Origin of the sequence: Pseudomonas sp. WS 5011 (assembly GCF_012985775.1) — a bacterium.
Lineage (GTDB): Bacteria > Pseudomonadota > Gammaproteobacteria > Pseudomonadales > Pseudomonadaceae > Aquipseudomonas > Aquipseudomonas peli.
Genome location: NZ_JAAQXA010000018.1, coordinates 12,623 through 33,998, shown reverse-complemented (window position 1 = coordinate 33,998; position 21,376 = coordinate 12,623). Strand labels below are relative to the sequence as shown.

Annotated in this window: 18 protein-coding genes; 2 read left to right on the top strand and 16 right to left on the bottom strand. The window is 64.1% G+C overall.

Features of this window, described 5'->3' with window-relative positions; translation table 11 throughout:
* Positions 1 to 64: 64 nt before the first annotated feature.
* The 4 genes from HBN63_RS17300 to HBN63_RS17285 form a co-directional block, all read right to left on the bottom strand.
* Positions 65 to 1,096: a FecR domain-containing protein gene (locus HBN63_RS17300; protein ID WP_170050268.1), complete on the bottom strand. Its 1,032-nt coding sequence runs from the start codon at positions 1,094 to 1,096 to the stop codon at positions 65 to 67.
* 1 nt (position 1,097) lies between these two features.
* The gene (locus HBN63_RS17295) at positions 1,098 to 1,607 is read right to left on the bottom strand and encodes a sigma-70 family RNA polymerase sigma factor (RefSeq protein ID WP_170050267.1); all 510 of its coding nucleotides are present in this window, start codon (positions 1,605 to 1,607) and stop codon (positions 1,098 to 1,100) included.
* A gap of 135 nt (positions 1,608 to 1,742) precedes the next feature.
* The gene (locus HBN63_RS17290) at positions 1,743 to 3,056 is read right to left on the bottom strand and encodes an FAD-binding oxidoreductase (RefSeq protein ID WP_170050266.1); all 1,314 of its coding nucleotides are present in this window, start codon (positions 3,054 to 3,056) and stop codon (positions 1,743 to 1,745) included.
* Between the two features lie 274 nt (positions 3,057 to 3,330).
* On the bottom strand, positions 3,331 to 3,735 hold the full coding sequence (locus tag HBN63_RS17285; protein ID WP_170050265.1) for a MerR family transcriptional regulator: 405 nt from the start codon (positions 3,733 to 3,735) through the stop codon (positions 3,331 to 3,333).
* A gap of 77 nt (positions 3,736 to 3,812) precedes the next feature.
* Here HBN63_RS17285 and HBN63_RS17280 point away from each other — a divergent pair, with 77 nt between their 5' ends.
* Positions 3,813 to 5,039 carry an NADH:flavin oxidoreductase/NADH oxidase family protein gene (locus tag HBN63_RS17280; protein ID WP_170050264.1) on the top strand — a complete coding sequence of 409 codons (1,227 nt, stop codon included), beginning with the start codon at positions 3,813 to 3,815 and terminating at the stop codon, positions 5,037 to 5,039.
* Here HBN63_RS17280 and HBN63_RS17275 read toward each other — a convergent pair.
* From HBN63_RS17275 to speB, 8 genes are all read right to left on the bottom strand, one after another.
* Positions 5,036 to 5,692, bottom strand: a complete 657-nt coding sequence (locus HBN63_RS17275) for a cupin domain-containing protein (protein WP_090254295.1) — start codon at positions 5,690 to 5,692, stop codon at positions 5,036 to 5,038. The genes HBN63_RS17280 and HBN63_RS17275 overlap by 4 nt on opposite strands.
* Before the next feature lie 25 nt (positions 5,693 to 5,717).
* Complete coding sequence (locus tag HBN63_RS17270; protein WP_090254298.1) at positions 5,718 to 6,401, bottom strand: type 1 glutamine amidotransferase domain-containing protein; 684 nt, start codon at positions 6,399 to 6,401, stop codon at positions 5,718 to 5,720.
* Between the two features lie 120 nt (positions 6,402 to 6,521).
* Positions 6,522 to 8,093, bottom strand: coding sequence for a methyl-accepting chemotaxis protein (locus HBN63_RS17265; RefSeq protein ID WP_170050263.1), 1,572 nt, complete (start codon positions 8,091 to 8,093; stop codon positions 6,522 to 6,524).
* A 259-nt stretch (positions 8,094 to 8,352) separates the two neighbouring features.
* Complete coding sequence (locus tag HBN63_RS17260; RefSeq protein ID WP_170050262.1) at positions 8,353 to 9,426, bottom strand: FAD-dependent oxidoreductase; 1,074 nt, start codon at positions 9,424 to 9,426, stop codon at positions 8,353 to 8,355.
* A gap of 85 nt (positions 9,427 to 9,511) precedes the next feature.
* Positions 9,512 to 10,951, bottom strand: coding sequence for an aldehyde dehydrogenase family protein (locus HBN63_RS17255; protein ID WP_170050261.1), 1,440 nt, complete (start codon positions 10,949 to 10,951; stop codon positions 9,512 to 9,514).
* On the bottom strand, positions 10,948 to 12,567 hold the full coding sequence (locus HBN63_RS17250) for a 5-guanidino-2-oxopentanoate decarboxylase (RefSeq protein WP_170050260.1): 1,620 nt from the start codon (positions 12,565 to 12,567) through the stop codon (positions 10,948 to 10,950). Before HBN63_RS17250 ends, HBN63_RS17255 begins: the two co-directional genes overlap by 4 nt.
* 113 nt (positions 12,568 to 12,680) lie before the next feature.
* Complete coding sequence (locus tag HBN63_RS17245; RefSeq protein ID WP_170050259.1) at positions 12,681 to 14,075, bottom strand: YjiH family protein; 1,395 nt, start codon at positions 14,073 to 14,075, stop codon at positions 12,681 to 12,683.
* A gap of 77 nt (positions 14,076 to 14,152) precedes the next feature.
* Positions 14,153 to 15,112, bottom strand: coding sequence for an agmatinase (gene speB / locus HBN63_RS17240; RefSeq protein WP_170050258.1), 960 nt, complete (start codon positions 15,110 to 15,112; stop codon positions 14,153 to 14,155).
* Positions 15,113 to 15,277: 165 nt separating this feature from the next.
* On the opposite strand from speB, the gene HBN63_RS17235 reads away from it, so the two are divergent.
* Positions 15,278 to 16,171, top strand: coding sequence for a LysR family transcriptional regulator (locus HBN63_RS17235; protein WP_170050257.1), 894 nt, complete (start codon positions 15,278 to 15,280; stop codon positions 16,169 to 16,171).
* A 7-nt stretch (positions 16,172 to 16,178) separates the two neighbouring features.
* On the opposite strand, the gene HBN63_RS17230 is transcribed toward HBN63_RS17235, so the two are convergent.
* From HBN63_RS17230 to HBN63_RS17215, 4 genes are read right to left on the bottom strand one after another with little or no spacing between them, the layout of a single operon-like run.
* Positions 16,179 to 16,892 (bottom strand): DUF3047 domain-containing protein, encoded by a 714-nt coding sequence (locus tag HBN63_RS17230; protein ID WP_170050256.1) that lies wholly within the window; start codon positions 16,890 to 16,892, stop codon positions 16,179 to 16,181.
* On the bottom strand, positions 16,892 to 19,033 hold the full coding sequence (locus HBN63_RS17225) for a bifunctional TVP38/TMEM64 family protein/FAD-dependent oxidoreductase (RefSeq protein WP_170050255.1): 2,142 nt from the start codon (positions 19,031 to 19,033) through the stop codon (positions 16,892 to 16,894). Before HBN63_RS17225 ends, HBN63_RS17230 begins: the two co-directional genes overlap by 1 nt.
* Positions 19,026 to 19,994 carry a hypothetical protein gene (locus tag HBN63_RS17220; RefSeq protein ID WP_170050254.1) on the bottom strand — a complete coding sequence of 323 codons (969 nt, stop codon included), beginning with the start codon at positions 19,992 to 19,994 and terminating at the stop codon, positions 19,026 to 19,028. The genes HBN63_RS17225 and HBN63_RS17220 overlap by 8 nt, the downstream gene beginning before the upstream one ends.
* The gene (locus HBN63_RS17215) at positions 19,994 to 21,373 is read right to left on the bottom strand and encodes a sodium:solute symporter (RefSeq protein WP_170050253.1); all 1,380 of its coding nucleotides are present in this window, start codon (positions 21,371 to 21,373) and stop codon (positions 19,994 to 19,996) included. Before HBN63_RS17215 ends, HBN63_RS17220 begins: the two co-directional genes overlap by 1 nt.
* Positions 21,374 to 21,376: the final 3 nt, after the last annotated feature.

Below are 21,376 nucleotides of genomic sequence, written 5' to 3'. Positions count from 1 at the left end.
GAAATCGGGCAGTGCGTGGCTGAATTATTTTTCGTCGCGCTCGACTATCCGCTGCGACGCGGGCTTAGCCGGCCTGTTCGATCAGCACCCAGTAGCGGCTGCGCGTGCGCACCTGCACTGGCAGCACGCTGGGCAGCGTGGCGAGAATGCGATCGCTGTCGTGCACCGGAAACACCCCGGACAGGCGCAACCCGGCCACGTGCGGATCGCAGCGCAGCACCCCGGGGCGGTAGCGATCAAGCTCGGCGATGAATGCGCCCAGGGGCATGTCATCAGCAATGATCTGCCCACGGGTCCAGGCCAGATCAGCCTCATGCAGCGGTCGCAGTGGGTCGATATGGGTGCGGCTGAAGCCGGTGCGTTGCCCGGCCAGCAGCACTTGCACGCGGTCACTGCGGGTCGGGTGGAGTTGCACGGCGTTTTCCTGCACGGCCACCTGGGTATGGCCGTCGTCCTGGCGCACGCTGAAACGCGTGCCCAACGCGCGAATGCGCCCTTGGGCGGTCTGCACCTCAAGCGGACGTGGGTCGACGGGCTGCAGGCCCTGGGCCGCGGCGGTGACGACCATGATCTCGCCCGCGCGCAGGTGCAGCAGACGGGTCTGCGCATCGAATTGCAGATCGAGCGCCGTGGCGGTGTTGAGCGTGACGTGGGTGCCATCGCTGAGGGTCACGCGGCGTTGCTCACCGGTGCCGGTACGGTGTTCGGCCAGCTGTTCCTGCCAGGTCTGGGTGCGGCTGGCCAGCAGCCCGGAGCCGGCCAGCAGGCCACCCCAGAACAGCGAACGCAACAGCGTGCGGCGGCTGGCTTGAGTGGTTTGGCGGGCATAGGGCGAGAGCGTCTGGTAGGCACTCTTGGCCGGCAATGCCTTGAGCCGGCCGGTCATGGCCTCGATATGCCGCCAGGCGCGTTCGTGCTCGGGGCTGGCGGCGCGCCAGGCTTGCCAGGCCAGCTGCTCCTGGGCGCTGGTTGCGCCTGACATCAGCAGGGTCAGCCATTCCACCGCCTGGTCGGCCACGGCTGCGCTGATCGGCTGGCCCTCGGCCAAGAGCCTGGCGGGTGTGTTGGGGTAAACCGCGTTGTGCTGCCCGTTCATGTCAGCTGGCCAGTGCAAACAGGTATTGGCGGTTGGCGCGCATCAGGTACTGCTTCACCGAGCTGCTGGATACGCCCAGGCGTTCGGCGATTTCGGCATAGCTGAGTTCTTCCAGGTGGGCGAGCAGGAAGGCTTCCTTGACCTGGGCCGGCAGACCGTCGAGGGCGCTGTCGATCTGGCGCAGAGTTTCCAGTGCCTGCAGCTGTTCTTCCGGCGAGGGGTAAACCGCTTCCGGCAGGCTGGCGAGCACTTCAAGGTAGGCGTCTTCCAGGCGCTGGCGGCGATGACGATGGGCAATCAGCCGGCGCGCGATGGTCGCCAGAAAGGGCCGGGGTTCACGGATTTCACCGACCTGACCGGAATGAATAACGCTGACGAAGGTGTCCTGAGCCAGGTCTGCGGCAGCAAAGGTGTCGTTCAGCTTGCGCCGCAACCAGCTTTCCAGCCAGCCGTGGTGCTGGCGGTAGAGGGTGTCGAGGTCGGTAGACAGGTCAAATTCAGAGGCGGGCACAGTGAGCTCCGGTCAGCCGGATGGCTACTCAGGCGCACATGATAATTATTATTATTAAAAACTCAATGCTGCCGGTGACGTGTGCCCCGGCAGCTGATCAGCGGACGGCGCTTACGCGTCAGCGCCGCAGCGTTCTTAACGCAGCTTTTCCAGCATCTGGTAGTACCACATGCCGGCGGCCAGCATCGGGTTGCCGAACACATCACCCAGCGGCACCTTGATGTGTTTGCAGGCGGCAAAGGTGTCGTAGTGACCCAGGGTGCCGGTCAGGGCGTTGGCCATGATCTCGCCCATGATGTGGGTGGTGGCGATGCCGTGGCCGGAGTAGCCCTGGCAGTACCAGACGTTGTCCGAGAGCTTGCCCAACTGCGGGATGCGGTTGATCACGATGCCCATGGCGCAGCTCCACTGGAAGTCGATGTCGACGCCCTTGAGCTGCGGGAAGGTCTGCTCGATACCGGGGCGCAGTTCGGCGGCGATATCCCGCGAGTCGCGCCCGGAGTAGTTGCAGCCACCGCCGAACAGCAGGCGGCCGTCGGCGGTCATGCGGTAGTAGTCGAGGACGAAGCGGCAGTCGTACACGGCCAGGTCCTGCGGATTGATTTCTTTCGCCAGCTCACCCAGCGGCGCGGTGGTGACGATGCCGCCCATGGCCGGGAAGATCATACCCTTGAGCTTTTTCGGCTCCAGCTTGTGATACACGTCGCCGGCCAGCAGCACCTGCTTGGCGTTGATCCGGCCTTGGGCGGTGACCACTGCCGGCTTGGCGCCATGCACAATCTCCAGTACTTCGGAGTGCTCGAAAATCAGCGCGCCCAGGCTGGCTGCGGCCTTGGCCTCACCGATGCACAGATTCAGCGGGTGCAGGTGCATGTTGCGGGTGTTCTTTAGCGCGCCGCTGTACAGGTCGCTGGCCAGGTAGCTGCGCACGCCGGCGCGGTCGAGCAGGGTCACGTCAGCGCCCATGCCGCGACGCTGTGCTTCGGCGTAGGTGGCTTCCAGCTCCTGCATGTGCGTGGGCTTCATCGCCGCGTGCAGGTGACCGTACTTGAGGTCGCACTGAATGCCGTACTTTTCCACGCGGTTCTTGATGATCTCGTGACCGCGCCAGCGCAGGTGCCAGATAAAGTCTTCGACTTCCTCGCCGAGTGTGTTGCGCATCTGCTTGGTCATCGCCGCATCGCCCGACAGGCTGCCAGTGACCTGGCCGCCGTTGCGCCCGGTGGCGCCCCAGCCGATCTTGTTGGCTTCGACAATCGCCACCTTGAGGCCGCGCTCGGCCAGCTCCACGGCAGACGCCACGCCGGTAAAACCGCCGCCGATGATCACCACATCGACGCTGACCTCGCCTTGCAGGGTCGGGTAATCGGTTTCTTCATTGAGGGTGGCGCTGTAGTAGGACGGGCAGCGCACAGCGGCGGGCGTTGCAGGTTTGAGGGCGGCATTCATAAGCAGCTTCCTGGTAGACGACGGGAATGGACAGAGGATCAGGGCTGAGCGGTCCAGTCATCCGGCGGGCGCGCGTGACGGCAATGCCACAACGCCCAGAACGCCAGGGTATGCGGCAGTTTGACCTGGTCACGCGGCGCGGCTGCGTGCAGGGGAACGGGGGAAAACACATGAGAAGAGCGCATGGCCACAAGGTTCACACAGGGCCATGCGTTGGTTAAATGCGGTTTTTTACATGCTTGGTTGCTGTTGGGCTAAACATTACGCGCGTCCATCAGCCACCGCGTAACTGCGCCATCACCCGCTCTGCATTCTCGGCGCAGGGCATGCCCTCGGGTTTGCTTTCGATGCTGGCGATGATGCTCAGCAGTTGCGCCTTGTTTTGCGCCAGCCGTTGTTGCATGGCCTCGATCTCACCGACTTTACTCTGCAGGCTGGCCAGCAGCTCCGCGTGCGCCAGGCCCTGTGAGTCGCCTTGCGGCAGCAGGCGGCGGATTTCGTCGAGGCTGAATCCGGCCTGCTGCGCGCAGCTGATGATGCCCAGGGTCTGCACCGCCTGTTCCGGGTAGCGGCGGTAGCCGTTGGCCTGACGTTGGGCGCTGATCAACCCACTGGCCTCATAGAAACGTATGCGCGACGCCGCCAGCCCCGTGCGGCTGGCCAGTTCACCGATTTTCATCCTCAGTACTCCGGGCTATTGACCTTAAAGTTGACTTTAACCTTAGCCTTGCTCCACCTGCTACCTCGGAGTACGCCATGACTGCCTTTCAACCGCTGCACCTGCCCAACGGTACTGTCATCCCCAACCGCATTGCCAAGGCGGCGATGGAAGAAAACCTGGCTGACGCCAGCCAAGGCCCGTCCGCTGAATTGCTGCGCCTTTACCAGGCCTGGGCCGAGGGTGGTGCCGGGTTGCTGATCACCGGTAACGTGATGGTCGACCGCCGCGCCATGACCGGCCCCGGCGGCGTGGTGCTGGAGGATGAGCGCCAGCTGGATAAATTCCACGAGTGGGCCCGGATCAGCCGCGCTCAAGGCGGGCAGGTCTGGATGCAGATCAACCACCCTGGTCGGCAAATGCAGGCCAACCTTGGCCAGCAGACCGTCGCGCCCTCAGCGGTCGCGCTGGAGCTGGGTGGCCTGTCGAAAATGTTCCCCGTGCCCAAGGCGCTGGATGAAGCAGAAATCCAAACTCTGATTCAGCGCTATGCGCGCACCGCGCAGTTGGCCGAACAGGCCGGCTTTACGGGCGTGCAGGTTCATGCGGCGCACGGTTATCTGCTCAGCCAATTCCTTTCGCCGCTCAGCAACAAGCGCAGCGATCGCTGGGGTGGACCGCTGGAAAACCGAGCGCGGTTTCTGCTGGAAGTGGTCAAGGCGGTGCGGGCTGTGGTGGCCCCCAGCTTCTGCGTGGCGGTCAAACTCAACTCGGCGGACTTCCAGCGTGGCGGCTTCGACGCGGCCGATGCCAAGCAGGTGGTGCAGTTGCTCAATGAGCTGGCGGTTGATCTGGTCGAGCTGTCCGGCGGCAGCTATGAAGCGCCGGCCATGCAGGGTGATGCCCGCGACGGCCGTACCCTGGCGCGTGAAGCCTATTTCCTGGAGTTCGCCGGTGAGATTGCCTCCGCGGCGAAGATGCCGGTGATGGTCACTGGCGGCATTCGCCGTTTACCAGTGGTCGAGCAGGTGCTGGCCAGCGGCGTGGCCATGGCTGGGATAGCCACGGCCCTGGCGATCAACCCGGCGCTGCCGAAACAATGGCAGGCCGGGCAACCCAGCAGCGCCGAATTGCCGCCTATTCGCTGGAAGAACAAGGCGTTTGCCTCCCTGGCGTACATGGCTGTGGTGAAGTTTCAACTGCGCCAGCTCAGCCTAGGCAAGCACACCCACGCTGGGGTCTCGCCGCTACGCGCGCTGTTATTGGAACAGCTGAAAAGCGCGCGACGTACCCGCCACTACAAACGCCTGATGGCAGCGGGTTAATCGGGCAAATGCCCGGTTTTCACCCAGATCAGGCAGCCTGCTTCGCTGAACGGTGTGTGCTGTGACAGGTGTGGGCTGCGCAGCCAGCTGCCGGCCGGGTAGTCGCCGAACTCGTCCTGAAAGGTGCCTTCAAGCACCAGGATTTCTTCGCCACCCCAATGCCTGTGTGCATTGAAGTAGGTGCCGGGGGCCCAACGCACCAGCGCCACGTGCTCGGTACCGTGCTGGTGCAACGGCAACACCTGCAGGCCCGGCACCAGGCCGGGTCGCCATTGTGCCTGGGTGCTGTCGATCACCACTGGCTGATCATCAGCTTCATCGAACTGCATCAGTTTGACGAAGATCGTGCAGCCTTCGCGGCTGAAGGGCGCATGATGGCTGCCGATTGGGTTACGTACGTAAGTGCCGGCTGGGTAATCGCCGCGCTCATCGGAGAACACCCCGTCGAGCACGAGAAATTCCTCGCCGCCGGGGTGGTGATGCTCGCTGAAGCGCGAACCTGCCGCATAACGCACGATGCTGGTAGCGCGTGCCACCTCCTCGCCGATGCGGTCCAGCATGCGCCGCTCTACCCCTGGCATGGGTGAAGCCACCCAGGGGCTGTCGGCCGGACGGATCAAGGCGCGCTGACTAAAGTCGGCATTCAGTTGCATGGTCGCCCCCTTCACTCCGTCTGATTCAAGCCTGCTTGAGCAGGTGGATCAACGCGTCTGCGGTGGCATCCGATGAGGCCGGGTTTTGCCCGGTGATCAGCAGACCATCTACGGCTACATGGCTCTGCCAATCGTTCGTGCTGGTGTAATGGCCACCGTTGGCGATGAGCATATCCTGCACCAGGAATGGCACCACGTCGGTTAGCTGCACCGCAGCCTCTTCGCTGTTGCTAAAGCCGGTGACTTTCTTGCCGCTGACCAGCGGCAGACCGTTGGCCGCTTTGACATGACGCAGCACACCCGGAGCGTGACAGACCGCCGCTACCGGTTTGTTTTGTGCCTGGAAGTGTTCGATCAGTGCGATGGAGGTGCGGTCTTCGGCCAAATCCCACAGTGGGCCATGGCCGCCCGGATAGAACACGGCGTCGAAATCATCGGCCTTCACCTGGCTCAGCGGCACGGTGTTGGCCAGCGCCTGTTGCGCTGCCGGATCAGCACGGAAGCGCTCGGTAGCGGCTGTCTGTGCATCAGGGGCGTCGCTCTTAGGGTCCAAAGGTGGCTGGCCGCCTTTGGGCGAGGCCAAGGTCAGTTGCGCGCCGGCATCCTTGAACACGTAGTACGGCGAGGCGAATTCCTCCAGCCAGAAGCCGGTCTTCTGCCCGGTGTTGCCCAGTTGGTCGTGAGAAGTCAGTACCAGCAGGATCTTCATGGGTATTCCTTGGGGCGCAGGCCCTGATGAGCAAAGAGGCATGCAGCTTACGCGCGTTAGCCGCTGGCGATAATGTAAACGGCTTAATGGTGCCTATCACGTGCAGGCATACAGCGCCGATCAGGGTTCGGGTTTGTATCCGAGACGAATGCCGCCCCAATGCCGGCCGTTGACCATAATCGGCACCGACAGGTCATGCATCAGCTCACCGGTGTCGCGCATATAGGTCTGCAGCAGCACCGGTTTCTGATGGCTGCCACAGCGGATGCCAGTGCGGTCGTTGAACAGGCGCTTGCTGCGACTCTTTAGCGTGTCCACCGCGCGGTCACCGCATGGTGGGTGGTTGAAGGCATTGTTGTGCGTTGGCACATAGCCTTCGGCGGTGCAGGCGATGGCGAACACCAGGCCTTCGTGCTGGCTGAGCAGGGGTTCCTGAATGGCCGGCAGCACCTGATCGGCATAGCCGTCAAAGCGCGTTTTGTACTTGGCCGGGAAGCTGCCGGCAATCGGTTGGTAATGACGGTCGAACAGGTCACTGGCGCTGATCCGTCCGCTTTGTAGGTCAGCCTCGAACTGCGAGGCAATCTGCGCCGCGGCGCTGCGCGCGAGGTCGTAGATGCGCTGGTGGTAGTCATCCAGGCCGACTTCGGCGAGCTGTTCGCTGACGCTTTCGGCCTGCGCGACTAACCGCTCGGCGGCGCTGCTGAGTTGACGCGTCTGCCCTTCGCTGTCGCTAACATCGCCGCGCAGCTGGCCGACCGCCACAGACAGTTCAGCCAGGCGTTCGTGGTTCTGCCGGGTGCCGCTGTCGATCTGGCTGACCTGATCCTCTACATTTGCCGCCAATCCGGCAATGCCTTGCAGTTGCGCGCCGGTGTGCTCGACCTGCTGCGCGGCCAGGGTCAGTTGTTCGGCCTGCTGCTGCATATGGCTGACCACCGCCGCGCTCTGTTGGCGGATATCGCTGACGATCTGCCCGACTTCCTCGGTGGCGCTGCTGGTGCGGCCGGCCAGGTTACGCACCTCATCGGCGACCACCGCAAAGCCGCGGCCGAGTTCACCAGCGCGGGCCGCCTCGATGGCCGCATTCAGCGCCAGCAGGTTGGTCTGGCTGGCAATCGACTGGATTACTTGGGTGACTTTCTCGATCTGCTCGGTGCGGCTGCTCAGGCCGTCAATCAGCTCGCGGCTGGTGGCGGTCTGCGCACTCAGGTGCTGCATGGCATCGATTGCCTGACGCAGCTCCTGCTGCCCGCTGCTGCTGTCTTGCCGCACGCTCTGCGCGGCAATCAGGGTCTGTTCGGCGCGCTGGGCACTGTCCTGTTCGGTGTGGGTGATGGCCTCGGCGGCCTGGTTGATCTGCTCGGTGGCGCTCAGTTGCGATTGCAGTTTGCCGGCCAGCTGCTGCGCCGCATGCGCCACTTCAGCGGCGGCCAAGGCGTTGTGGCAGGTGTGCCGCGACAGGTTCTGGCTCAGGGTGCTGAACGCATCATGTGGCGTCTCGGCGGATACGGGCAGCTCTTCATGCTGGCGCTGCCAGGGCCCCAGCCACGGCCACAGGGCCAGCAGCAGAAAGGACGGAATGCTGATAAACCAGGGCAGCTGGATCTGCTGGTACGTCACCATCAACCCGGCCAGCCCGATGGCATGCAGCAGGCAGGCCTTGGGGTAGGTAATAAACGCAGAACGCATGACAAACCTCGTTATTTTTATTCTGGTCGAACCACGACCAGAAACTGCCTGCGGCACGCCACCATGAAGTGGACGGGCCATGCCTGCTGAAATGGGAGTGCGTGCAGCTGGAGATTCCTGGGTAGGCAATCGGCCGCTGTCAGCGAATCTATAGACCATAGCGGGTGTCGCTCCCTGCGGCCAACCTTTGCTGGGAGGATGATTCGAGCACCCGTGGCGGTTCAGGGCCATGGCACTTTGGTAGCAGGTGGATCAGTCCTTACAGGCGATGGCGCTGAATAAAACCCTTGTCGAGAAAATCCTTCCAGCGCCCGTAGAAACGCCCGCCGGCACTGTGTCCATGCCAGTCCAACAGGGCACCGCCGTCACCGGTCGCCAGCAGCGCTAAGCTCTGGCGTTGCGGCCGGTAGCGTTTGAGGGGCAGGCCGCGCAAGGCGGCGCTGAGGTTGTTCGCTAGCACCGGCCCCTGGCGCACCGCGTACACCCCGCTTTTGCGTGCGCCGGGCAGGCTGGCGCAGTCGCCCACGGCGAAAATCGTCGGGTGGGTGTAGCTCTGCAGCGTTGGTGCGATCAATACGAAGCCCTGCTCATCGCAGCCCAGGCCACTGTGCGCTGGCCAGGCAAAGGCCTTGGCACCGCTGGCCAGCAGCAGCCGTTGACCGCGCCAGACCGGTTCGTCGCCGCTGAACAGGCAGTCATCCTCAATGCGGCTGATTGGGCAATCCTCGCGCACCCACACACCACGCTGACGGAGATGGCCGAGGGCCCGCAGACGCACTCCAGCAGACAAACCATCGAGCAAATGCCCGGCACAGAACAGCGCCAGTTGCGGCACCTTCCCGGCCAAGGCCAGCGCCAGTTCAACTCCCGCCGCGCCGCCGCCGAGAATCGCCAAGGGCTGAGGCTCGGCCTGCCAGCGTTGCCAACCATCAAGAAATGCCGCGAAGGGTTTTACTGCCAGCACCTGCATGCCATCACCGTGCTGCGCAGGTGCAGAAACCTGCGCGCCGACATTCAGCGACAGCCAGCTGCCATTCAAGGTCTGCCCATTGGCCAGTTGCACCTGTTGCTGTGCGGCGGACAGGCTTTCCAGCGGGCTGACAATCAACTCGACCTTGGCCGCGCGGCACAGTGCCTGCAGCTCGACCTGGCAATCCTCTGGCCGATGCCGCCCAGCCAGCAGCCCCGGTAGCATGCCGGAATACCAGGCCACCGGACCGGCACTGAGCAGCGCAATGCGCCCCGGCGGCCGCTCGACCAGGGCCCAGCGCCGCAGCACGCCGAGGTGGGCGTGGCCGGCGCCGATCAACAGCAGGTCATAGTGATGAGTCATGCAGGGCTTCCATGGGTTGCGCTGAGACAGAGCCCGCATGGTAAAGACTTAAGCGCGCGGTTGTCGCCCATCAGGTTGTTGCGATTTAGCTATCTGCTCTGGGTACGGTGATGTGCTTGACCTGCTGAAACGCTGACAGCCCCCAGGGCCCCAGCTCGCGGCCGATGCCGCTGGCCTTGCCGCCGCCCCAGGAGGTGTGCGGGTAGATCACCTGCGCCGAGTCGATCCACACATGCCCAGCTTCCAGCGCTGCGGCCACGCGCAGGGCGCGCTTGCGGTCGGCGCTGACCACGGTGGCGGCCAGGGCAAAGTCGCAGTCGTTGGCTTGCCGCACAGCATCTGCTTCATCTTTGAAACGTCGGCTGCAGAGCACCGGACCGAAAATTTCCTCACGCCATAGGCGGCTGTCGGCGGGCACATCGGCGTACAGCGTGGGTGCGACAAACCAGCCCGGCCCCGGCAGTTGCTGGGCGCCACCGAGGCAGTGCAGGCCTTCCTGTGCGGCGATGGCGAAATACTCCAGCACTTTGTGCAGCTGCGCCTGACTGGTCATCGGGCCCATTTCGCAGCCATCGCTCAGTGGGTCGCTGACCTTGAGCGCGGCCATGGCGTTGGCCAGCTTGTCCAGTAGGGCGTCGGCGATGCTGTCCTCGACCAGCAAGCGCGAGGTTGCCGAGCACATCTGCCCGGCGTTCCAGCAGATGCCGGCGATGATCCACTGCACCGCCTGGTCCAGGTCGCTGTCGGCGAATACCAGGATCGGCGATTTGCCGCCCAGCTCCAGGGCCACTGGCATTGTGCGGGTGCTAGCGGTCTGCATCACCTTGCGCCCCACCGCATTGCTGCCGGTAAACGACAGCTTGGCGATCTGCGGGTGAGCGACCAGGGCCGCGCCGGTGGCGGCATCGCCCGGCAGCAGGTTGAACACCCCCGCCGGCAGGCCGATGGCGGTAGCAATCTCGCCCAGTTGCAGCTCGATCAGCGGGGTCAGCTCGGACGGTTTAAGCAGCACACAGCAACCCGCCGCCAGCGCCGGGGCGAGCTTCCAGGCGCTGGTCACCAGGGGGAAATTCCACGGCACGATCAGGCCGACCACGCCGAGCGGTTCCTGGCGGGTAAAGGATTGGTAGCTGTTGTCCGGCAAGGCCACGGCGGCGTTCTGCCGGGCATCCAGGCCGTCCGCCAGCTCGGCGTAATAGGCAAAGGTGGCGATGGCATCGCTGATATCCAGTTCGGCCTCATGCCGCGGCTTGCCGCTGTTGCGCATCTGCAACTCGATCAGCTGCGGGCTGCGCGCCTCGAACTCTGCGGCGAAGGCGCGTAGATAGTCAGCGCGTTCACGGGCCGGGCGTTGGCTCCAGGCCGGAAAGGCGCGGCGCGCCGCCTGCACTGCCAGCTCGACATCCGCCGCCGAGGCGCAGGCCACGCTGGCAATCTGCTCGCCGGTGCTGGGGTTAAACACCGGCAGTTGGCTGGCGCTGCTGGCGGTGTGCCAGACGCCGTCGATAAACAGTTGTGCGCTCATGCATCACCTTCAGCGGAAGGATGGAACGGTGCCTGCTCCAGCACTTCGATAATCAGCGGGCGGTCGCTCGGCGCACCGCGCAGCAGCTCGGCCAGGTGCGCGTGGTCGCTGGCACGTTCGGCGGCGCAGCCGAAGCCTCGGGCGATGGCCAGCAGATCTGGGGTGTAGATATCCACGCCAATCGGGGTGATGTCGCGTCTTTCCATATAGCGCTTGATCTCGCCGTAGCCTGAGTTATTCCACAGCAGCACGATAATGCCGACGCCGGCCTCCACCGCGCTGGCCAACTCCGGCAGGGTGAACTGAATGCCGCCATCGCCCATCAGGCTGATCACCGGGCGGTTTGGCTCGGCCAACTTGGCACCGATCGCCGCCGGCAAGCCGTAGCCAAGGGTGCCGTAGCCGGTGGAGGCGTTGAACCAGCGTCGCGCGCCGTCCAGCTCCACCAGGTGGTTGCCGCTGTACACGGTCTGGGTCGAGTCGCCGACAAAGCGCGCCTCGGGCAGTACCTCAAGCACTGTTTCGAACAGCTGGCGGTAATGCGCCCAGCCGCTGAAATCCTCGGTCAGATGCGCCTGCACGGCAGCGGTGCGCATGGCGCCGGGGCTGTTGTCGCGTTGTTCACCGGGGTCGAACTCGGCCAGCAGCATGCGCATGGCCAGGCGCGCGTCGCCCTGGATGGCCAGGGTTGGGGCGAAGTTGCGCTGCAGTTGCTGGGCGTCGATATCAATGCGAATCAGCGCGCCACCGAGCTGGAAGTTGCCGTCGAACACCACGTCGTAATCGGTCTCGCCCAGCTCGGTGCCGATCGCCAGCACCACATCGGCGGCCAGCGCCAGCTCGCGTACCGGGATCAGCGACTGGTTGCTGCCCAGCAGCAGCGGATGGCCAGGCGGCAACAGGCCCTTGGCATTGATGGTTTGTGCGGTCGGCGCATCCAGGGCTGTTGCGAGCGCGCGGGCTTCGGCCTGGGCCGTGACGCAGCCACCGCCGAGCAGTAGCAGCGGGCGCTTGGCGTTTTTCAACATGGCCGCCGCTTCGCGGATCAGCGTGCGGTTGGGCGAGGGGCGCTGGATGCTCGGTTTGGCGGCCAGCTGCATGTGTGTGGCATCGGCGGTGATGATGTCCAGCGGCAGCTCGATATGCACCGGCCGCGGCCGTTCCCCTTCGAATACGGCGAAGGCGCGGGCCAGCACAGCGGGCAGCTCATCGACGCTCATCAATGTGTGGCTAAACGCCGTCACGCCGGCGGTCATCGCCCGCTGGTTGGGCAGCTCATGCAGATAGCCTTTGCCCAGGCCGAGGCGCTCGCGCTCGTTGACGCTGGAGATCACCAGCATGGGAATCGAATCGGCGTAAGCCTGGCCCATGGCCGTGAGGATATTGGTCATCCCCGGGCCGGTGATGATAAAGCACACGCCCGGTTTACCCGAGACGCGGGCATAGCCGTCGGCCATAAAGCCGGCGCCCTGCTCGTGGCGCGGGGTGATATGGCGGATGTTGCTGTGCGGCAGGCCGCGGTACAGCTCGACGGTGTGTACGCCGGGAATGCCGAATACGGTGTCGACGCCCCAGGCTTCGAGTTGCTTGACGAGAAATTCGCCGCAGGTGGTCATGTCATCTAATCCTGTGCTGTCGTTGTAGGAGCGGGGGGAAGCCGAGTCCCATGCCCGCGAACCGCTGGAGCTAAGAGCATCGCGGGCATGGCCCGCTCCTACGTCAGAGGTTTTTAACCGACGATCCAATGCGCCATCAGCGCGATGATCGGCAGGGTGATCAGGGTGCGGATGATAAAGATGGCGAACAGTTCGAGGATGTTCAGCGGCAGCTTGGCCTTGATGATCAGCACGCCGACTTCCGACATATAGATCAGCTGGGTCAGCGAGACGCAGGCCACCACGAAGCGGGTCAGTTCACTCTCGATCCCCTTGCCCAGCACCGCCGGCAGGAACATATCGGCAAAGCCCACCAGCATGGCCGGCGCGGCCTTGGCGGCTTCCGGCAGTTGCAGCAGTTCCAGCAGCGGCACGATCGGCGCGGACAGCCAGTTGAAGATCGGCGTGTACTCGGCAATCGCCAGGGAAACGGTGCCGATGGCCATTACCAGCGGCAGCAGGCCGAGCCAGATATCCACCACGTTATGCACGCCGACCTTGACCATCTGCGCGGGCGAGGGGTTGCTGTTGGCGCGTTTTACCGCCTGCAGCACGCCCCAGCGCAGCAGCGAGGTGCCGGCCGGTACGTCTTCCTTGATCTGCTTACCGACACCGGCAACGTAGTCGTCTTTCTTCCACGACAGCGGCGGAATGCGCGGGGTGATGATCGCCGCCGCCAGGCCCGCCACTACTACGGTGAGGTAGAAGGGCACGAACAGGTGGTCGAGCTTCATAAAGCTGGTGATCAGCAGACTGAAGGCGATGGAGGCGACCGAGAAGTTGGTGGCGATCACCGCCGCTTCTCGGGCGCTGTAGAAGCCCTTCTGGTACTGCTGCGCGGTGATCAGCACGCCGACGGTGCCGGAGCCGAGCCAGCTGGCGATGGCGTCAATGGCCGAGCGGCCTGGCAGGCCGAAGACCTTGCGGAACACGTTGCGCACCAGGGTGCCGCAGAGCTCCATCAGGCCGAAATCGGTGAGTAGCGGCAGGATCAACCCGGCCACCAGAAAGAAGGTGATCAGCACCGGGGCCAGGTCTTTGAGTACCACGCCGCCGGTGTTGGCGTTCCACACCCATTCCGGGCCGAACTGCCAGAAGGTCATGGCGGCAAACACTGCGCCGAGCACGCGCAAGCTGAGCCATAGCGGGCTGAGGTTGAACATCTCGTTAAGTGTCGGGCGTGTGGTCAGCCACTTGGGTTTGAGCAGGCTGGCGAACAGGCCGAGGGCGGCGGAAAACAGCAGCAAGCCGGTGGCGATGGCCGGCAACCAGGCGCTTAGCGCGGCTTTCAAGGCGTCGGCCATTACGCCCAGGCCGATGGTGACCTTGTCGTCATAGACGATGGGGGTGAGAAACAGCAGCACGCCGAGCAGCGAGGGGATCAGAAAGATCAGCAGCTGGCGCAGGTTGTAGGAGCTGTGAGCGGGCGGCTGGTCGTCCAGCAGCGGCATGCTTTGGTCGTGGTTCATCGTGGCACCCTATTTATTGTTGTAGTGCACGGGCACCGCACGAGGTGCCCGATCAGTATAAAAAAGCCGGGCCCGCTTCAGCGGTGCTGAACACCCGGCAACACGCAGAGCATTTCGTAAAGCAGGTTTGCCCCTAGCAACGAGGTATTGCCGGTGGTGTCGTAGGGCGGCGAGACCTCGACCAGATCACCGCCAACCAGCTGCAGGCCCTGGCAGCCACGGATGATTTCCATGGCCTGGATGGTGGTCAGGCCGCCGATTTCCGGGGTGCCGGTACCTGGGGCCCAGGCCGGGTCGATGCCGTCGATATCGAAGCTCAGGTACACCGGGCCGCCGCCGACCTTGGCGCGCACTTCTTCCATCAGCGGGGTCAGGGATTTGTGCCAGCACTCTTCGGCCTGGACCACACGAAAGCCCTGCTTGCGGCTCCAGTTGAAGTCCTCGGCGGTGTAGCCCTGGGCACGCAGACCGATCTGTACCACGCGCTCGCAATCGAGCAGGTCTTCCTCGACGGCGCGGCGGAAGGTGGTGCCGTGGGCGATTTTCTCGCCGAACATATGGTCATTCACATCGGCATGGGCGTCGATATGCACCAGGCCGACCTTGCCGTGTTTCTTCTTGATCGCGCGAAGAATCGGCAATGTGATGGTGTGATCACCGCCCAGGGTCAGCGGGATGATGCCCAGTTCGAGGATCTCGTCGTAGGCTTCCTCGATGATGCGGATGGCCTCGGCCATATTGAAGGTGTTGATCGGCACATCGCCGATATCGGCGATATTCAACGAGTCGAACGGTGCGGCGCCGGTGGCCATGTTGTAGGGGCGGATCATCACCGACTGGGCGCGGATCTCGCGCGGGCCGAAGCGGGTGCCGGAGCGCAGCGAGGTGCCGATATCCAGGGGCACGCCGACAAAGCCGACATCCAGTTGGCGTTTCTCTTCAGCTTTCTGGATATGCGGCAGGCGCATCATGGTGGCGATGCCACCGAAGCGCGGCATCTCGTTGCCGCCCAGGGGCTGGTGCAGGATCTTGTCCACGGCTAGGCCTCAGCATTGTTGTGGTTATTAGTGGGGCCGATTCTTGGTCAGGCTGCGCTTGCGACAAATCGCTGCAGGCAAAAACTTAGTTCAGAAATTTCTAAACTAATACGCGCCTCTGTAGGATGGGTCGAACCGCGTAACCCATCCGAAGAGTCCGCGCTGATGAGCCAAGCCCTGCCCGATCTGAAACTGCTGCGCATCTTCGTCTCGGTGGTGCGTCATCAGGGTTTTGCCGCCGCGCAGCAGGAGCTGAACCTGTCCACCTCGGCGATCAGCACCTATATGAGTCAGCTGGAGAGCCAGCTGGGTTTGAGTCTTTGTCACCGTGGTCGTGGCGGCTTTAGCCTGACCAGCAAGGGCGAGCTGTTCCATCAGGAAACCCTGCGTCTGCTGGGTGAGCTGGAAGGTTTCGAGCGTTACTCGGCGGCGCTCAAGGGCGAGCTGCGCGGCACCCTCAACCTCGGCGTACTGGATTCCACGGTGAGCGACCCGGCCCTACCCCTGGCCGAGGTAATCGGCGCTTACAGCCAGGAGCACCCGGCTGTGCACCTGCATCTGTCGGTGGTCAGCCCTTACGAGCTGCAACTGGCGGTGCTGGATAACCGCCTGGACCTGGCCATCGGTGCGTTCTCCACGCGGATGAACGGCCTGGTCTACCAACCGCTGTACCGTGAGCAGCACTGGTTGTATTGCAGCGAGCGGCATTCGCTATTCACCGAGCGGCGCATCCCCGAGGAAGTGATCGCCCAGCAGCGTATGGTCGGCCGCGGTTACTGGAGCCAGGCGGAGCTGGCCCGGCACGGCTTCAAGCACAGCGCGGCGACGGTGGAGTCGATGGAGGCGCAGCTGATTCTGGTGCTGTCCGGCGCTTATATCGGCTACTTGCCGGAGCACTACGCGCAGCCCTGGGTCGAGCAGGGTCGGCTCAAGGTGCTGCTACCGGCGACCTTCGGCTATCAGGCGCCGTTCTCGTTGATTTTGCGCCGTGGCCGTTCGCGGGAAGCGCTGATTCAAACCTTTCGCGACTTGCTTAAGGCTCAACTTAATCAGGGGTAGAGCCTGTTTAGCGCGTCGTACTGCGCAACTGCGGGGCAGCGAAATAGCTTTCTGCCGACTCGCCGGTGTTGTCGCTGTCGGCGGCGAAGACCACGCCGAGAATCTTGCGTGGCGCGCTGCCAAAGGCGGCGGTGGCGTCTGCACGTAGATCGCGCGACTCCGTGAGCCATTGCCCCAGTGGCGCTTCCGGGCCACGCAGCACGTGCATTTCCACCGTCTCGGTGTAGGCGCTGCGCGCGTGGGTGCCGGGTGTCGCGCGGTTGTCCCAGACATAGCTGAGGGTTGCCGCCGGCAGGTCGGGATCAAAGAACGTACGCGCCAAGCGCAGCTTCTGGCGGGTGACGAAGCTCAACGAATCCAACGGGTAATCCAGCAGCACATAAACCCGCGCCGCGTAGTCGTCACCTTCACGGGTGGCGAAGCGCGCCTGCTCCAGTTTGCGCTCGGTGCGCCACTGCCAGCTCAGTTGCCAGGGCTGATCGCCGGGGAGGTCCAGCGGATGCAGCAGGCCGCCCGCGGCGGCATCGGCCTGGATGCGCAACACCTGCTGGCCATCCTGCTCGACCAGCGTACGCGAGGACGGTTTGAGTTTGGGGATATCCGCCAGGCGCCAGGGCGCTGACCATTCACCGCTGGGCGGGCCGGCCGTCCAGGGCGTCAGTTGGTTTTCGGCTTGCGCCAGCGGCGTCAGCACAAGTAGGGCCAGCAGTAACCTACGCATCAGCTGCGGCGCCAGGTATGGAAACGCTCGACCAGGCGCAGCAGGCCTTGCGGCGCATGAGCGCGTTTCCATTCACCGGCCGCGTATTTGTTGGCCTCGGCCATGGTCGGGTAGGTGTGGATGGTGCCGAGAATCTTGTTCAGGCCGAGGCCATGCTTCATCGCCAGCACGTATTCGGCGAGCAGCTCCCCGGCGTGTTCGCCGACGATGGTCACCCCGAGAATCTGATCCTTACCCGGCACGGTCAGTACTTTGACAAAGCCGTGGGCGGCGTCATCGGCAATCGCCCGGTCGAGGTCGTCGATGCCGTAGCGGGTCACCTCATAGGCGATATTCTGCGCCTTGGCTTCGCCTTCGGAGAGGCCGACGCGGGCGACTTCGGGGTCGGTAAAGGTGCAGGCAGGAATCACCCGGTAATCCACCTTAAAACGCTTGAAACCTGAGAACAGCGCGTTGACCGCCGCATACCAGGCTTGGTGCGCCGCCACATGCGTGAACTGGTACGGCCCGGTGACATCGCCCACCGCATAGATATTGGGGAAGCGTGTCGCCAGGTACTCGTCGGTTTCCAGGGTGCCGTTAGGCCGCACCGTCAGGCCCAGTTCCTCGACGCCGTAGCCGCTGACATTGGCCACCCGGCCGAGGGCCAGCAGCAGACCGTCGAAGGCGATGGTCACCTCCTCGCCGGTGTCCACGCGGCGGGCGACCATGCGTTGTTCGCCATTGACCACTTCAAAGCGTTCGGCGCGGTGTTGCAGGCGCACATCCACGCCGTCGGCACGCAGGCTATTCAGTACCAACTCGCTGGCGTCGGCATCCTCGCGCGGCAGCAGGCGTTCGGCCAGCTCCACCTGAATCACCTGGCTGCCGAGGCGCTGGAAGGCCTGGGCCAGCTCGCAGCCAATCGGTCCGCCACCGAGCACCAGCAGCCAGCGCGGCTGTTCACGCAGGCTCCAGATGCTGTCCGAGGTGTAGCTCTGCACCTGCTCCAGGCCAGGAATCTTCGGCACCAACGGCCGCGCCCCGGCCGCGATGATCAGGTTGCGGCTGGTCAGGGTTTGGCCGTTCACCTCCACGCTCCAGGGCGAGAGGATCTTCGCTTCGCCCTGAATCACTTCGACGCCCAGGCCGGTGTAACGCTCCACTGAATCATGCGGTTCGATGTCGGCGATCACCCGCTGGATGCGCTGCATCACGGCCGGGAAATCCACCGTGCCCTGCACGCCGGTAAAGCCCAATGCCGGGCCCTTTTTCAGTTCATTGGCCAGCTTGGCCGAACGCAGCAGCGCCTTGGATGGCACGCAGCCGGTGTTCAGGCAGTCGCCGCCCATCTGGTGTTTTTCGATCAGGCTGACCTTGGCCTTCACCGCTGCTGCGATATAGGCGCTGACCAAGCCACCGGCACCCGCGCCGATCACCAGCAGGTTGCGGTCGAAGGTTTTCGGTTTGTGCCAACCGGCATACACCCGCCGCGCCTGGATCAGGCCGAGCAGCTTGCGCGCGATCAGCGGGAATACCCCAAGCAGCACGAAGGCACCCAGCAGCCCCGGCGAGAGGATGCCCGCCAGGGAGTCCAGCTGGCCCAGTTCGCGGCCGGCATTTACGAATACCAGTGTGCCCGGCAGCATGCCGAGCTGGCTGACCCACCAGTAGGTGCGCGCCGGCAGGCGGGTCAGGCCCATGGCCAGGTTGATCAAAAAGAACGGAAACAGCGGCACCAGGCGCAGAGCGAACAGGTAGAACGCGCCTTCACGTTCGATGCCCGCATCAATACCGGCCAGGCGCTGGCCGAAGCGGCTTTGCACCCAATCGCGCAGCAGAAAACGGCTGCTGAGCATGGCCAAGGTCGCGCCCAGCGTCGAGGCGAAGGACACCAGCACAAAGCCCTCGAGCAGACCGAACAGTGCGCCGGCCAGCAAGGTCATCAAAGCCGCGCCGGGCAGCGACAGCGCCGTGACCGCGACGTAAGCGATAAAGAACAGCCCCGCCGCTAGCCAGGGCTGCGCGGCCACTTGAGCATTCAGCGCCGCTTGCTGCGCTTTGAGTGCTTCCAGGTTGAGGTACTGGCCGATGTCGAAGACAAAGAAGCTGCCTAGCAGCGCGAGGATCAGGCCCATCAGGGCGAGTTTGCGGCTATTCATCAGTCAGCGCCTCCAAGGCGCAAAGGCTTTGGCACAGGCTAAAACCGGCCAGCAGAGCAGTCTCTGGGCGGTCGGTCAGTTGGCCGAGCACCCGCGAACGATAGGACAACGCCGCCGGGCTATGGGCAGGCCACTGGCGGTCGAAGTCGGCGAGAAAAGCAGTGTGGTCGTAGTTCAGCGGCAGCGCTTCGATAAACAGGCCGTCACGCTGGCAACGGTAAAGCGCCGCCGGGTGTGGCGTGGTGGCGATGCGACTGAGCAGGCCATAGCGGCCTCCGGCAAAGTTCGGCAGTCCGGCCGCGCCGTTATTGATCAGCGCGCCATGCTCCAGGTTCAAGGCCACCGCCGAGCAGGTATGGCTGGTGGCGAGTACCTGCACCCTGTTGGCGGTAAACCAGGCGTTCAGTTGCTCCTGGCGCTCCGGCTCGCTGAGCGATTCCCGCGAGCAGCCCCAGCCAGCCAGGGACTGCTCGTCGCCATGGCTGATCGCCACGCGTTGGCCGGCGACACTCACCAGCACGGTACTCGGACGCGCCGCCAGGCGTGCGGCCATACCCGGCAAGCCCTGCACGGTTCTATTCAATTCCAGCTGGATGGCATTGGAGCGCTCGACTACCGCTTCATCCACCGTCATCGGATAGGCACAACCACAGCCGGCACCGCTGTCATCGGCGCGGCCCAGCTCGGTTTCGACATTGCCGCGCAGCGGTAGATGGGCGGCGAGGCCCTGCTCGATCTGCTGGAAAATCTCGGGGTCGCGATCGAACCAGTGGGCGTCACCGTTAAACACCACGCGCGCCTTAGGCTCCGCCGCCACGCGCCGCTGCAGGGCGGCCAGGGCCTGGCGATTGCCATACAGGCCGCCGACCACATAGAGGGTGTCGCACTCGAAGGCGGGCTCACCGCTAAAGGCATCCCGCGCCAGACGGTAGTCCAGCGGGCAATCGCGACCGGCGCGCATCAGGCTTTGCCTCGCAACCAACCAGGCAGTAGATAGCCGAGCACACAGAGTCCCAGGCCATACAGGTTGGTGCCGAGCAGCAGCGCGTATTTGCCGTCGCCGATGGCCCAGCTCTGCGGAATCCAGTTCAGGGTCAGGGCAACGCCCAGGCCCAGCCCAGTCCAGAAGCTCAGGTGAAAACCCAGCCGTGTCGGCGTGGTGAGACCGTGCAGGACGAACACCGGCGCCAGGCCGATGACCATGGTGCCGCTAATGGTGGTGGCCTTGAGGATGTCGGTGCCGGCGATCATCGGCAGGTTGCCAAGCAGTGCGAATACCACCATCACCGCCATGCCCACGCCAATGGCTTTCTGCCCGAGGTCGCGGCCGGCCAGCTTCGGCAGCTCGCGCCCGGCCAGTTTGGCCAGGCTGGAGAAGGTCGAATCCAGGGTCGAACCAGCAGCGGAAACCATCACCACGGTCATCACCAGCAGCGCGCCGATGCCCAGGCTCTTGGCCAGGGCGGCGGGTACGTTGTCGGAGGCGGCCAGGCCGGTAAGTTGGGCGTGCACGCCGATAAGGCTGAAGGCGAGGATGGCGATAAAACCCAGCACCCCGGCAATCAGGAAGGAGCGGCGCATGGCCTTTTCTTCGCTGATAAAGCCACGGTCGGTCAGCACCGGGTCATGGAAGCCGTAGCTGAAGGCCTGCAGGCCGGCGACCAGCAGCAGGTCGACGCCGGCATTCAGTGCCCAGTTGCTGGTGCTGGCCAGCTCAGTCGGCGAATGCTGCGGCAGCACCAGGCCGAGCACCCAGACCAAGGCAATCACGAAGATCGCCGCTTGCGCCGCGTCGGTAAGGATCGAGCTGCGCAGCCCGCCGCGCAGGCTGTAGGCCAGAGTCACTGCGGTAAACAGCAAAGCCGAGGCAATAAATTCGAAGCTGCCCGAGTCGCCGTAATAACCGCCGACCACGGCCGTGTTGCTCCACACCTCGTTGAACAGGCGAATCAGAATCGCCGCGGAAAACGCCAGCGCTGCGCCACGGCCGTAGTGACTGCTCAGGAAGCTGACCAGGCCGGTCGCCGCAAAGCGCCGACGCAGGCGGTAGATGACAAAGCCAGTGAGCGGAATTGACAGCCAGTACATGGCATAGGCCAAGCCGCCGACCAGGCCATAAGTGGCACCCAGATTGGCGGCATTGGTCACCGATTTGGCGAAGATCCAGCTGATAAAGATGCTGGAGGTGATCAACCACGGGCTGGCGCTGCGGCCCTGGTTGTCCTCGCCATTAAAGAACCCGCCCAGGGTTACGGCGCGTGGCGACAAGGCCAGCATCAGCACGCCGTAGACCACAAGAAAGCCCCAGAAGAACAGCCCGGTGAGACTGGTTGGTTGCATGGA